General features: G+C 41.0%; 17 protein-coding genes and 1 tRNA gene. 2 read left to right on the top strand and 16 right to left on the bottom strand.

Annotation, left to right across the window (positions count from 1 at the left end; genetic code table 11):
- Positions 1-93: 93 nt before the first annotated feature.
- Positions 94-585 (bottom strand): DUF4920 domain-containing protein, encoded by a 492-nt coding sequence (locus tag B151_RS0107675; RefSeq protein ID WP_020403035.1) that lies wholly within the window; start codon positions 583-585, stop codon positions 94-96.
- A gap of 416 nt (positions 586-1,001) precedes the next feature.
- Positions 1,002-1,823, bottom strand: coding sequence for an endonuclease VIII (gene nei / locus B151_RS0107680; RefSeq protein ID WP_020403036.1), 822 nt, complete (start codon positions 1,821-1,823; stop codon positions 1,002-1,004).
- 70 nt (positions 1,824-1,893) lie between these two features.
- Here nei and B151_RS0107685 point away from each other — a divergent pair, with 70 nt between their 5' ends.
- Entirely contained in the window at positions 1,894-2,295 is a 402-nt protein-coding gene (locus B151_RS0107685; RefSeq protein WP_020403037.1) for a hypothetical protein, read from the top strand.
- A 322-nt stretch (positions 2,296-2,617) separates the two neighbouring features.
- Positions 2,618-3,814 (top strand): hypothetical protein, encoded by a 1,197-nt coding sequence (locus B151_RS18220; RefSeq protein ID WP_020403038.1) that lies wholly within the window; start codon positions 2,618-2,620, stop codon positions 3,812-3,814.
- A gap of 141 nt (positions 3,815-3,955) precedes the next feature.
- Here B151_RS18220 and B151_RS0107695 read toward each other — a convergent pair whose 3' ends face one another.
- From B151_RS0107695 to B151_RS0107770, 14 genes are all read right to left on the bottom strand, one after another.
- Positions 3,956-4,492: an REP-associated tyrosine transposase gene (locus tag B151_RS0107695; protein ID WP_020403039.1), complete on the bottom strand. Its 537-nt coding sequence runs from the start codon at positions 4,490-4,492 to the stop codon at positions 3,956-3,958.
- A 161-nt stretch (positions 4,493-4,653) separates the two neighbouring features.
- Positions 4,654-5,037, bottom strand: a complete 384-nt coding sequence (locus B151_RS19475) for a hypothetical protein (protein ID WP_051069725.1) — start codon at positions 5,035-5,037, stop codon at positions 4,654-4,656.
- A gap of 81 nt (positions 5,038-5,118) precedes the next feature.
- Entirely contained in the window at positions 5,119-5,547 is a 429-nt protein-coding gene (locus tag B151_RS19480) for a hypothetical protein (RefSeq protein WP_020403041.1), read from the bottom strand.
- A gap of 300 nt (positions 5,548-5,847) precedes the next feature.
- Positions 5,848-6,558 carry an SDR family NAD(P)-dependent oxidoreductase gene (locus B151_RS0107710; RefSeq protein ID WP_020403042.1) on the bottom strand — a complete coding sequence of 237 codons (711 nt, stop codon included), beginning with the start codon at positions 6,556-6,558 and terminating at the stop codon, positions 5,848-5,850.
- A 599-nt stretch (positions 6,559-7,157) separates the two neighbouring features.
- The gene (locus tag B151_RS0107720) at positions 7,158-7,805 is read right to left on the bottom strand and encodes a 7-carboxy-7-deazaguanine synthase QueE (RefSeq protein ID WP_020403044.1); all 648 of its coding nucleotides are present in this window, start codon (positions 7,803-7,805) and stop codon (positions 7,158-7,160) included.
- Complete coding sequence (locus B151_RS0107725) at positions 7,798-8,187, bottom strand: 6-pyruvoyl trahydropterin synthase family protein (RefSeq protein ID WP_020403045.1); 390 nt, start codon at positions 8,185-8,187, stop codon at positions 7,798-7,800. The genes B151_RS0107720 and B151_RS0107725 overlap by 8 nt, the downstream gene beginning before the upstream one ends.
- A 102-nt stretch (positions 8,188-8,289) precedes the next feature.
- Positions 8,290-8,895, bottom strand: coding sequence for a redoxin domain-containing protein (locus tag B151_RS0107730; RefSeq protein ID WP_026166557.1), 606 nt, complete (start codon positions 8,893-8,895; stop codon positions 8,290-8,292).
- A 67-nt stretch (positions 8,896-8,962) separates the two neighbouring features.
- Positions 8,963-9,322 (bottom strand): MGMT family protein, encoded by a 360-nt coding sequence (locus B151_RS0107735; protein ID WP_020403047.1) that lies wholly within the window; start codon positions 9,320-9,322, stop codon positions 8,963-8,965.
- Positions 9,319-10,176, bottom strand: a complete 858-nt coding sequence (locus B151_RS0107740) for a Rossmann-like and DUF2520 domain-containing protein (RefSeq protein ID WP_020403048.1) — start codon at positions 10,174-10,176, stop codon at positions 9,319-9,321. Before B151_RS0107740 ends, B151_RS0107735 begins: the two co-directional genes overlap by 4 nt.
- Position 10,177: 1 nt before the next feature.
- On the bottom strand, positions 10,178-10,930 hold the full coding sequence (gene amrB, locus B151_RS0107745) for an AmmeMemoRadiSam system protein B (RefSeq protein WP_020403049.1): 753 nt from the start codon (positions 10,928-10,930) through the stop codon (positions 10,178-10,180).
- Positions 10,931-11,036: 106 nt separating this feature from the next.
- Positions 11,037-11,669 (bottom strand): 4'-phosphopantetheinyl transferase family protein, encoded by a 633-nt coding sequence (locus tag B151_RS0107750; protein WP_020403050.1) that lies wholly within the window; start codon positions 11,667-11,669, stop codon positions 11,037-11,039.
- A 196-nt stretch (positions 11,670-11,865) separates the two neighbouring features.
- Positions 11,866-11,954, bottom strand: a tRNA-Ser gene (locus B151_RS0107760).
- Positions 11,955-12,156: 202 nt separating this feature from the next.
- Positions 12,157-12,834, bottom strand: coding sequence for an energy transducer TonB (locus B151_RS0107765; RefSeq protein ID WP_020403052.1), 678 nt, complete (start codon positions 12,832-12,834; stop codon positions 12,157-12,159).
- A complete protein-coding gene (locus tag B151_RS0107770; protein ID WP_020403053.1) occupies positions 12,831-13,559 on the bottom strand; it encodes a lysophospholipid acyltransferase family protein in 729 nt (242 codons plus the stop codon). Before B151_RS0107770 ends, B151_RS0107765 begins: the two co-directional genes overlap by 4 nt.
- Between the last annotated feature and the right edge of the window lies 1 nt (position 13,560).

Genomic DNA, 13,560 nt, shown 5'->3' on the forward strand with positions numbered 1-13,560 from the left:
AATAATGGTTTTTAGATTAATAAATTTGATTGAATGGAAAGACCTGGCAGATTTTAAAAACCTGACAGGCCTGTATAGACTTGAAATTCAGTTTTATGACTTCGGCACTTTAACAGAAGTAGCTACTATGGAATATTCCTTTTGAGGGCCTTTTACACTTTCAGGATCTTTGCCGGCATCTTTTGCGTAATGCTTGGCCTGATCTTCTGTGAGTTCTTTCACCTCAAAAGTTCCAACCAGGGTCACCGTTTTACCTAAGGCATCGGTGGGAATGAAAAAACCATAATCTTTAAAAGTAATTCGAGCCGAATAGCCGTCTTCATTCGCCACAAAAAAGCAGCCCTTCTTTTGGCAAACTTCTGCTACTTCGGTTGTTAACGTGATTTCTTTCCCGGAATATTTTTCTGATTCATTTACCAGTTCAACCAAGCTTTCACTTTCGTCCCATTCGGAAACCTCTGCCCCAAAAACCTCATGAGATTCAGTCACTTGTACGGGTTCAGACAGCCGAACTACTTCAGAATTCTGTGCAAAAGAAAGAGTTGAAATGGTAGCAAAAAGTATAAGAAATAGAGATTTTTTCATGACTTAAAATTGGTTTTTAGGGAACACCAAACATACAAAGAACTACCCCAAAAGTTCATCCAATTCTTTGAAAAATTATGCCTTTTGTGTCTGCTTTTAAAACCACATTCTGCTGATCGGATGCGAAACGATGAATAAAGCTGTGAATTCCTATAAAACATCTGAATAGAACGCTGATTAAGCGGATTGAGCGAATGGTCACGAATTTTTGTTTTAATTTGGGATAGATCGAACGACCGAATTACGGATGGCGATTTTCCCTTCTCAACTCTGCCCAGATCTCCATCTGACCGATTACCGTTTGATGGATCGCTAAGGCTACGTTACTCGGACCCACCTATCGGTCAGACGGCTCAGAACCGGCAGACCGATACTCTTAAAGAAATATGCTTTTTGAAGGTCACATCACATTTAAACTATCCTTTCTGTCGTTGTTGGCAGAAGTAGATTTTACGTCCGCCTTTTTTTATTTCCTGAATCTCCTGACCGCATTTATAGCACGGTTTTCCAGTTCGGTTATAGGCATAGAACCGGTAATCTTTTCGGGATGCTCCCTCCCTTTTCAACGCTTCCACCAATTCCGGTTCAACCACAATTCCTTTTGTTTTGTAAGAACGACGTGAAAGCTCCAGCGAATAATGAGCAAGATCTTCAATCTGTTGGTCGGAACAATCTCTGGGCCTGAAATCCGGATCCACTTTGGCGCAGAACAAAATCTCACTGCGTAAATAATTTCCAACACCACTCAGAAACCCCTGATCTAAAAGTAGTGTAGCAAGTTTTCGATTCCTGAAATTCTCATCCTGATAACGTTCAAGCATTTCTTCATAGCTCGTATCAGGGTGAACTACATCGGGACCTAATTTCTTAATGTAATCATGGGATTCAACCTCCTCACTTTTAAGCATCTCAATTTCTGAGGCCGAATAAAGAAAAGCAGCTCCCTCCTTGGTATGAATAGCCACCCTGAGCGAGCGATTGGTATCGGGCTCATCTCCATTCTCGCTCATGATCCATTTTCCGTATAGCTGGTTATGTGAGTATAAATTCAGCCCACTATCAAAGGACGTAATAATGGCTTTTCCACGGGGAGTAACAGAGGTCACTTTTTGTCCGGTCAATTCTTCTTCAAACTTCTTCAACTTATCAAAAGCGAAGTACAGATTCGTAATTTCCTTGTTTGCAATGGTGTTACTGATCTGATCAGCGGCTCTCCAGATTTCGGGTCCTTCCGGCATAAAATTTTATGTTCTTAAGTTATTTGTTGATAGTTTAGCATTTCTACAAAATGAAAGAAAAATACGTTTCATGAAGGCCATCGTCACCCTTATCTCAGGATTTTTTGGGATTCTTTTTTTTGAAGGATTTGCCCGGCTGATCATCACCTTTTATCATCGTATAGAATTTAGTTTTTATGGCGTATCTCATCTTCCTGCGGATATATGGATGTATGTGATCTTCGCCTCCGTGATCACTAGTACCTGGCTAACTTCCATGCTGGTACTTACCATCTTGAAAACCGACTCTAAGAGATATGCATTTATTTTTGGAGGGATGATTCTTTTCTGGAGAGGTTTCGAGATGAGCAATTCCTGGAATTCAGAACCCATGTATTATTTTTTTATAGTAATAGGGTTACACATTTCGGCCGTTTATCTTGCTTATTTAGCATATTCTCGGCAAGAATCTGTTGATGAAAACAAAAATTGAAAACTGCTTTTTACCACCTGAATTACTCTAGTCTTTGCATCTTCAGTTAAATTAGTAAATTACACCTCGTTCCGCTGCTCTGCTTCGGAATGCCTCATTGAGGCTCCGCCTCAACCTACCGGCTCGTGCTCGTCTGAACACTGAATAGCCCTGAAATTCAAAACCATTTTGATATTTCCACCTCTTATTTTGATTATCTAACCAAGAAGTGGTCCGACGATTGAAACCGGCAGTAAACTATTTCCAACTCACCATTCCTTCATAAACAAAAAAGATTTATATACATTCAGCAGAAAGTCTCAATCTTGAATTGTTATAACACATGAAATTCATTTCACTGATTAATCTCTTACTACTTGCCTTCCTTTCATCTTGTAGCTTAAATGAGAAAACGAACATCAAAGAAATCGCATCTCCAGCCGGAGAAAACAGCATGTATCCTCGATTGTTTACTGACAATACCGGAACTGTTTTCATGAGTTGGCTGGAGCAAAATGATAAATTATCCTCCCTAAAGTATGCCTCATTTAAAAATGGGAACTGGAGTGAACCGCAAGTGATTGCAGCCGATTCTGGATGGTTCATTAACTGGGCTGATTTCCCTTCCATCATCGCTCAAGATGGAAACCCCATGGCCGCACATTGGCTGAATAAGTTGGCAGGCGACACTTATGCTTATGAAATAAATATGTCTGTTTTTGATGGAAGCTGGGGTGAACCGTTTACGCCACACAAAGACGGTACACCCACAGAGCACGGCTTTTTAAGTATGATTCCCACCTCCGATTCCGCCTACTTTGCCACGTGGCTGGATGGAAGAAATACCGAAAACCGCTCTGATGACGAATACGGAGATCTCCAAAAAGCCATGACTTTACGGGGAGCATTGATCAGTAAATCCGGGCAGGTCTTAGAGAAATACCTGCTGGATGACTCAGTTTGTGACTGTTGCAATACAACGGTTGCAAAAACAGAAAAAGGAATTATAGTTGCTTACAGAAACCGAACAGAGAATGAAATTCGTGATATTTATACGGTAACGGTCAAAAACGGCATTGTTTCCGAACCTCAAAAAGTACATTCAGATAAATGGGAAATTGCGGCCTGCCCTGTTAATGGACCAGCTATAGCCACTGATGGTAACAAGATTGCCTTAGCTTGGTTTACCGGAGCGGATGGGGAACCAAAAGTGAAAATGGCTCTTTCTGATAATGCCGGGAAAGATTTCGACTCTCCGATCATACTTGATGAACATTCAACGTTAGGAAGATTAGATATTGAAATGGTTGATGGTAAAATTTGGATTAGCCGAATCACCAAACATCAGGAAGAGAATGCCTTAAAGATCTCAATGTATGATTATACCGGTAATAAGCTCAGTGATCATATCATAGAAGAAATTTCAGGAAACAGAAATGCCGGTTTTCCTCAAATTACTAAAGCGGGAGATGGTATTTTGATTGCGAACACAAATGAAGAAAAAGGTAAAACCAAAGTAAAGGTCAGATACCTGAATTGATCAACCAGCTGATCGCTTCTGGAAAGATGCTGCAGCTTTTTAACTCTTAAATCTCGTTCCGCCGCTCTGCTGCGGAATGCATAATTGAGGCACTGCCTCACCCTACCAATTGAACTTGAGCGACATATAACACCATAGAAATCATCCCGAAAATAATATAACGGGTATTAAACCATCGCCTCCCTCATAATTAATCGCTGAAGAAAGCCGCCAATGCACTGGATTCTTAACAAAACCGGCTTTTACAGGATTAAAATGTATGTATTCCATTTTTTGACGCATCATTTTTGAAGTAAATATTTGTTTGGGATGCAGCCCTTCCTGCCAAACCTGATGTTCACTATCCCGATGATTTCTGAGCTTCTTTGACTTTAGTTCCTTCAATAAAACTTTACTTTTCTTTTCCAATAAATAGTCAATGATGCTTCTTCCGGTAAATGATTTAAATGCCCGTAATTTTTCTGATAATGATTCATCCTCAGCAATAAGGTGCATGTGATTGGGCATAATGACATATCCATATAATTTTACCCCATTCTCGTTTTGCAAATAACATAATGCATCCAGGACGATCTTCGTGATATTAGGATTCATAAACACCGGCAGACCTCCCACTATAGAGTTTGTAAGGAAATACGGATGGTAGTTTTCGTGAAATTTGTAGCGACTTCGTCCCATAATTTTTGGCTTTTATTTAGTAAGAGCCGTTTGGGAGCAATTCCTTACAATTTATTTTTGTATGGGCTTTTTATAGGTTGAGGCTGAGCCTCAGTAGAACATTCCGCAGCAGAGCAGCGGAACGAGAATAAAGATGCTGCAGCTTTTTAACTCTTTATTTACTATTCACTTTCCTCAGCACTTATAAACTCAATACGGTCAGAATAGATCACCCCAACTATATTCTCTCCGCCAGAAACAGGAACAGCTGTTAGTGTGAATGATTTGTCGCCCGGCTCCAATGAAAACTCTCCTAATTCACTATCACTGGCTTCAATGTTCAAATGATCCAGGGTAATGTTTTGATAGGTTCCCCCACCGCCACCAAGCATTTTATTTTTTCTAAAATAAGCCTGTGCTAATGTTGAGGCATCCATCATTTTTTGGCGGAGTGCTTCCTGATTCGCTTGAATGTGGCTATCCTGCATAGTATTAATTGCCAGAATTGTTGCAATTGCTACTACTACCGTGACTAAAAGAATTAATACCAGTTGTTGTTGTCCCAAGGTTAAAGAGAAATTGTTCGTTTAAATAAAAAAACCTTCTCACAAATAATGTGGGAAGGTTTAATAAATAAACTTATACTTTTAATTGGTTGGTGCGGTATAATCTCCCATTGAAAGATTATCAGGTGAGACAGTACCTTCAATCGTTCCACCGGCAGAAGCTGGTGTTGCAGTTACTGTAAATTCGTCGTCTGATCCACTTGCTGAAATACCAGAAAGTACATATGTACCATTAGCATTTGCTGCGGATAATCCACCGTTAAAAACGCTATCCGATGGAAATGATATATCATTGAAAGTTAAACCTGCAAAGCTATTGCCTCCTCCACCCATCATAGATGGCTTCATGTAATATGCTTGAGCAGAAGCTGCAATTTGACCTATATCTTGACGAGCTGCATCTACGTTAGCTGAATCTGCGGCAGAACCGAAGGTGTTGATAGCTACAACCGTCGCGATACCTACGATGATTGTTACCAATATAACGAGTAATAATTGTTGTTGACCCATGACGATCTCCTAAGTTGTGTTTGTTTTGTTGTTTGTTAAACTGTTCGAATTTATTCTGTTGCAAAGTTTGATAATAACTGCATCAAAATAAATTAGATTTTATTTAGTATTAATTGTTTGTTTTACGATCACAAGAGTGACCCGTTGGCTAAGTGTTACAAAATAAACTTAATTAAAAAATTTTAATATTTACAAAACTATTTTGTCCTTCATTTGTAACAAGCGTTGGAGAATACGAAAATATAACATCAATGGATTGTTAATTTATTTCCAAAAATGATGGCATTATCCCCAAAAGGATCACATTGGGGATACTTCCCCACCCTGCGGCATGAGTATCAATTCTTCTACTGCACTTCTTGGGCTTAGTTGGGAGATTGAGATAATCAACTTCCCAACATCTTCAGGATCAATCAACTTAACAGGATCAATATCTACTCCTTTCCAGGAAGTTGAATAGGTTTGCCCCAGGTTGATGGCGGTAACGGCTACACTGGTGCCCATCAGCTCTTTTCGAAGAGAACGTGTATAACCCAAAAGAGCATGCTTTGACATGGAATAAGCCCCACTGTCGCCCAGTCCCTTCAAAGCCCCCATGGAAGAAATATTTACTATAAATCCTCTTTCCTGCTTTTTTAAAATCGGCAAGACTTTCTTAGTAAGGTTAAAAGCTCCCAACGCATTGATCTCGAACTGAGCGCGAAACTCGTCTGTCGTTGTTTCTTTTAATTTTTTAAATAGAAAAGAACCGGCGTTGTTTACGAGGATTCCGGGATCAAAAGACTTAAAATCCAATGCTTCTATTTCTCTTTCATTCGTTATATCTGCGGTAATGATATCTACTTTAGAAGCTCCTTCCTTTAAGCATTCGCTTCGAGCTGCTTCCAATTCCTCTTCACTTCGGGCCATCAGCACCAAAGGATGATCCGTCTCCCTCGCAAATACTTTAGCTATGGACAATCCAATTCCTTTGCTGCCACCGGTGATGATTACGGATTTTTTGCTCAACATCTATTTTTAGTTATCTCACTTTTTATTCATGAATCTTGATAGTAAGGCTTTATAAATAGTAAGTCCTTTTTACTCTGAGAGTCAAAATAAACTTCTACATTCTTAATTCCTTATCGAATGTTCAGCCCTTTTTCAATCGTCAGACCACTTCTTGCTTAATCAATCAACCTACTCGGTGGAAATACCAAAACAATAGCAAAAATTCAGAGCTTTTCAGTGGACGGACGAGGATCGGGACTTTTGAAAACAACCAGAAATCGTCCGGCCACTGAATTGGTTTCAATACTTACCCAACCTAAAAAATTTCAACCGGCAGGTTTTTTGAACAATTATGAAGTGATCTGACGAATCGCGGGGGCGACATGTATTAGCTGTCAATTTTTAGTCACCGCTCGGCAAGTAAAGAATTATTGGGAGATTTTTTGCTTGCTGAGTTCAATCGTCAGACCACTTCTTGCTTAATTAATCTACATATTCGGTGGAAATATCAAAGCAGTCCCTACATTGGAGCTTTTCAGTGGTCGGACGAGTATTTGGACTTTAATATCCTTGGTAGTGTTGACATTGGATCTAAAGAAAAGTCTCAGAGACTGCTCAAATCATGGAACCTTCAGAAACTTGTGCGTCTGCAAGCTAATTCCCCATTCCGGATTTTCTTTCACATAATCCACAATTAAATCTATGGATTTAGGGGTTTCCCATTCAGGTTGCAGAAGCAATCGGGTTCCTTCGGGACATTTAGCGGCGTTGTCCTCAGCCCATTTCAGATCTTTGTTGGTGAGCACCACGACTTTCAACTCATCCACATAGGCAAAAACTTCTTCGGTCGGTTTCTTAAATCTTTTGGGTGAAAGCGTGATCCAATCGAGCTGCCCGGATAACGGAGAAGAACCACTCGTCTCGATATGAACTTTCATTCCTTCTGATTTCAACCCCAGCGTGAGCGGCAAAAGATCATGTAATAGAGGCTCTCCGCCGGTTATTACTACAAAAGGAGCTTTGCTTGCTTTGGCGGCATCCACCAATTCTCTTACGGTCATTTTAGGATGCCCTTCCTCTTCCCAACTTTCTTTCACATCGCACCACCAGCAATTGACGTCACAACCTGCGGTTCGGATAAAATAAGAAGCGCGTCCGGTATGGGCACCTTCTCCCTGAATGGTATAAAAATGCTCCATGATAGGATACTCAACATACCAAATATCCTGTTCCGAAATTAAATCAGACTGTTTTTCAGTTTTAAACATCTTTATCGGTGTATTCTACCCAGCTTGTTTCAGTTTCCCAAACGGTCACCGTGAGTTCAATGCCTTCCGGGATACGGCTTTTTGTTTCTTTGTGAATGTATTCTGCTATTCGCTCTGCCGTGGTATTTTCCGGCATCAATTCATTCAAGAATCCATGATCGAATCCTCCCTTTTCAGAATCTTTGGCCGCCCATTTCAACTCTTTGAAATCACATACCATATCCGGTGATTTCAAATACTGAGAAGGATTGAGTTTGTGAGATTTTGCCGTCATTTTAACTCTGTAAGAATGGCCATGCATACGTCCGCATTTACCGTCATAACCATCTATAAAGTGAGCAGCATCAAATTTAAATTCTGTATGTAAAGTCCAGGTCGGCATTAGTGAATAAAGATTTTATCTAATAGGAGGATTTGAAAACTTCTTTCAACAAAAAAAGCCACGTTTGTGGCGTGACCTTAAATTACAGGTTTTTCTGCAAAATTACTCAGTTCGCTTTATGGAACATCCTACCACAGAGGTTTCCTTGATCAGAATCTCATTCCCACTTGAAATAGCATTGATCGCATCTTCCAGGAATTTCTTTTTTGAAGCACCGGCGTCATCCGCATTATCATCTATGGCTCCATGATAAACGAGCTTTAAATCTCCATCAAACAAAAACACTTCAGGGGTACGGGTAGCACCAAAAGCATCCGCTATAGCATGATCTTCGTCCAAAGCGTAGGGAAAATTGTATCCCTGTTTTTGTGCTCTTCGTCGCATATCCCCCATAGATTCTCCCCTGCCTCTGATCCGCTCATTGGAGTTTAAGACGATCATTCCAATGTTATTGAAATCCGCCATAGTTGAGATTTCATTATAACGTGACTCCCATTTTGCAACCCAAGGACACGTATTTCCACTGAATATCACCAACAAGCCATTGCTGTCCGATATTTGGATCAGGCTCCAGTCTCTTCCCGAGGTGTCTTCAACTTCCTTATCGCCGGCCGGAAGTTCATCCCCGATCCTGATCGATGTTTGTGCTTGTACTGAAACCACGCCGAGCATCAAGATCCAAGGTGGTAAAAATATAAGTCTCATCATTTTGATCATCCGCTTTCCTAAAATTGGATTTACTTTATTATAACTATTGGCATTAGTAAGTGCACCTTTAGTTTTTGGGATCCGTTTCGTTTAAAAGAGCCGGATCCCAAAAATGTTTCTCCATATTTACGGTATACTCTTCAATAAACTCGATCCCTTCTTGTTCCAGTCTTTCACGCATCGAATCTCCTTCAAAATAAGCCCGGCCGGTTAACTGTCCAAGTCGATTAAGCACTCTGTGTGCAGGTATCTCAAATCCCAGATCTTCGGCTGTGTAGGTATTCAACGCATATCCAACCATTCGGGCACCGGATCGAACCCCCAGATATCCTGCAATTGCCCCATACGAAGTTACCCGTCCAAATGGGATCTCTGCAACCACCTCATACACACGATTATAAAAATCCCGGGTTGAAGCTTTTGTCATGACAACAAAGTTTCTATTTCAAGGTGATTCTCTGAAAAACGCTGATCCCGCTTGAGGATCAGAAGGGCTTGCCTTCCCAATGATTTGTAAAGCCCGAGTAATTCTTCGTCCTCTTTCAGTCGTTCAATATGATCACGAACCGTCTCAACATCACCTCTGGCAATTGGCCCTGTTAAGGCTTCTTCTGTTCCCAATTCCCGAACATTTTCTAAAGTGTTCTCCATAAGTGGAGCGAGTGCTTTCAGAGCTATTTTGGCCGAAATATTCCCCTTCTGAGCAATTACAGAAGCAATTTCCGCTAAGACAACTAAATAATTTGAAGCCACAACCGCAGACATATGCAAAAATGGTTTCGCTTCTTTGTCAACCCGAAACGAGTTGCTTTCCAGTTCATCGGCTATGTTCTCTAATAAACAGAGGACTGCTTCATCCCCCTCCATATCAAACCATGTTCCTTTAAAGCTAAGCATGTTCGGGGTGACCGCTTTCATGGGATGAAATGATGCCACCATCGCCCCGTTTTCCTTCAATGGTTTCAAGGCTTCTGAGGTAAGCGTCCCTGAACAATGCACCAAAAACTTTCCGACCAGTTCTTGTGTGTTTTCAGCTATTGTTTCTGCAACGGGAATAATGGCATCATCCGATACCGTAATAAAAATTAACTCCCCTAATTCATTAGAGTGGCTCGGCAATCCTGTTTTGAAATGTGTTTCAGGATGAGATTTGATCAGGTTTTCAGAGCAGGTGCTTCGGGAAAAAACCGTAATCACTTCAAAATTTTGATTGGAAAGAGCCTTAAGCAAGGCGGTCCCCACACGTCCAGGTCCTATGATGGAAATACGGGGTTTCTTCATACTACACCATTTGATGTTGTCTTCTTATGGCATATCCGCAAATGTGCTTGGCGGTTTCAATATGGTCCAAAAACTCAACATTATATCCCCAGGAACGGGCAACCATAATGCCACTCATAAATGCCCGAGCTCCTTTCACCGTTTTCTCATTGCTGTTCAGGTAATGCATCAATCCCGATTCCTTGTTGTCCAATACCAGGGATCGGATCTTCTCAAGTTCTTCAGGGCTTGAAGCAGGCACATCGCAGCAAAAAACGATCAATGCATTTTTTTGTAGGAGCAGTTCATCTAATGTAAACGCCAACTCTCGGACAATGGCCGGATCATAATCACCGATTTGCAGGCTTACTACCTCAAAATCATCGAAACAGGCCTGCAGAAAAGGAAGCTGTGTGAACAAACTCATCTCCTTACTATAGCCTTCATCTGCAATAAAAAAATCGTCTTCTTCATCACAAAACTCATTTCTGAGGTAATCATTCACCGGAACCTTCCCAAACCGGGTTTCAAATGAAGTATTAGAAGGCATGGCCAGTTTCTTTTGTAAATGACCGGTATAAGATTCGATAACCACCACCGTATTAAAACTCTGATTGACCACCGTTTTGTAAGCTGTGCAGACTTCGCCGAGGTTATTTTCGTCCAGATTATTAGGCACGAATAACATGCGCACTTCCTCTTCGAGGCTATTTAAATGAGGAGCTTGTTCAATCTGCTGACGAATCTCTTTTTTAGAGAGGTTGTGAACATCCATAATGCTGATCTGTATCTAAGGTTCTTTAAGCTAAAAAAGCCCAAAGAAATCTTTCCCTATTCCCGAAGGAATGATTTCTCTGAGCTTCAGCGATATTGTATCAAATTTATTGGCTTTGATAAGCTAATGCTATCTGATGATTAAGTTGTTTGAAACTACAAATTTCGAAGTAATATTCATTGTTAAATCTGACGGAAAAGCGGTTTTTTTTATTTTTGTGAATCTGAACCTCATTGAGATTGGTTCGGAGTCCCGTTCCCATGCATTTTACGGCCGCTTCTTTTATAGTCCAAAGTTGCACCGGGTTTTCGCGAAGTAAATATGCCTGTTCTTCCTCACTCAATATTCGCTTTAGCACTCTTTCATTTACCACGCGACTTTTTTGTTCTACATCCAGCCCCATATCAATCGTTTTAGAAAGCGCACAAAAAACATGGCTTTGAGAGTGCGAAAAACTAACGAAAGCATGCTCCCCTTCAATCTCAAAAAAGGGTTTTCCCTCTTCATGTTTTGACAGTTTGATGATGGAAAGATCCAAACCTGATTGTTCGAGCAGATATCGAAACAGATGGCGAGCTGTAAGAAATTCAGCTTGCCGTTTAGGATTCAGGAAATTTGAAAACTCTATTCCCTCATGCTTACTGAGCACATTTTTTGAATACCTATCCGAGATTCGGGCATATCCCAAAATCACTTTCTCCGGCCAGTTCTCAATCTTTGAAGTGTCAATTTTTTCCATAGAGGAAAAGTATCAAATTTTGCAGGCGGATGAGAATAAAATCAATAGAAAAGCAAAAAATGACGGAGAGAAAGGTTCCACCAAAACAATCTTCGTTTCTACATTCGGAGAGAAAGCGGGACAGGCTTCTCATCCCTCCTTTCTGATATCAAAAAAATCATCCATTAGGTTTGAAAGATGGGTTTGAAAATGAATGCGGAGAGGGAGGGATTCGAACCCTCGGTACCCCGGAGGGGGCACACTCGCTTTCCAGGCGAGCCCATTCGACCGCTCTGGCACCTCTCCGTTAATAATGATGAACAGCCCGTCGAAGGGCGCCTAAGATAGAAGTATTTCAACCCTATATCAACGAAATTTGTAGTTAGTTTTTAAATAAATAACGATCCCTAAAACCTCCGAAATTTGACTTCCTTTTTCTTATTCAAATCGGCATTTCTACATACCTGGAATACACTGTAAATAATTAAAATTTTTAGCTGCACTACATTCAAAAGCCAACTCTGAAATTGTTCACAACATAACTGCGAACGGGTTGACCGTCATCTCTGGCCGGAGTAAATTTCCACTTCGAAGCCGCTTCCATGACCGCCTTCATCAGGCCATACCCAATATCGTTCACCACTTCATATTCCTCTCCCTCGTAAACCCTAATCTCCGAAATATAGAAATCTTCGACCTGACCATTCGTCCCGACCAAAAAGGTTACTTCGATCAACGCTTTTACGTTCGCGCGCTTAGCAGCTTCGGGTATGGTCGGTTCTACGATACGAACTAACCCTGCCGGCTGCTGAGGACTTCCAATGATCTCTCCTTCTCCTTCAGTTTGAGCGGTACCTTGTTCTCCGGTAGCATCATATTTTGTGAATATATCGTCAAAATCAGGGAAGTCGATCTCTTCCTCAATAACTCTATCATTAGGTACGGGAATCGGTACGACCGGTTTTGGCGGAGCTGCAGGAGCTGTGGTTTGTTTGGTGATGATGGCATTCTCCACATAGGTTACCTCTTCAGCAAAAGTATCCACATATGCTCTTGGAGGTTTTGGCTGAACCGGCCACAGTTTAAAAACACCGATTAGGATCAACTCCGCAAATATTAAAGACAGCATGAACCGATGCTCGTGGTCAAGCTCGCCGTAATAGATATCGCGGATTTTATTGATCAAGTTATTCTCAATTCGTTAAGCTGTTCTTCCATGATCTTACGGGTGTGATCTTTTAATGATTTCATATCATCAAATGAGTCGGGATCGATGGCATCCAATACCTTCAGTTTGAAATTTACTTTTGGATTTAGCTTTTTTGATCCCGGTGGCATTGCCTTATATCCTCCGTTAATGACCATGGGCTGTAGTGCAAAACCATGCTCTTTTGCCAAGAGGAATGGCCCGTTCTTAAACGGTTTTAACTTCCCATCCATTGTGCGGGTGCCTTCAGGAAATATCATAACCGGAACCAGGTCTTTTAGTGGTTTTACCAAATTATTGAGTTTCTTAAGAGCAGTTTTACTTTTTCGGTTGATGGTAAGATGGCCCGTAAGCCATACCAGCCAGCCCATCACCGGGATGTAAGTGAGACTGCGCTTGGACACCCATTTCATTTTCCAGGGAACATGATAGATCAGTGCCATATCCAAAAAGCTTTGATGATTGGATACAAAAACGGTAGGCTTGGATGGATCGAATTTGTCGACACCCTCAAACTGCATTTTCCAAAATGGACTGGCTTTCATCATGCATCTCGCCATAATCGAAAGGGTGAAATTTGGAGCCTTTCGGTACGGATCGAAGGGAAATGTAACCAAAAACACCAGCGATATGATCACAAAAAAGACCAGAAACAGCACTGAGAAGTAGGTAAATACAAAGATACTGAAGAGGGTGCGCAACATG

This window comes from Gracilimonas tropica DSM 19535, assembly GCF_000375425.1.
Classification (GTDB): Bacteria; Bacteroidota; Rhodothermia; order Balneolales; family Balneolaceae; genus Gracilimonas; species Gracilimonas tropica.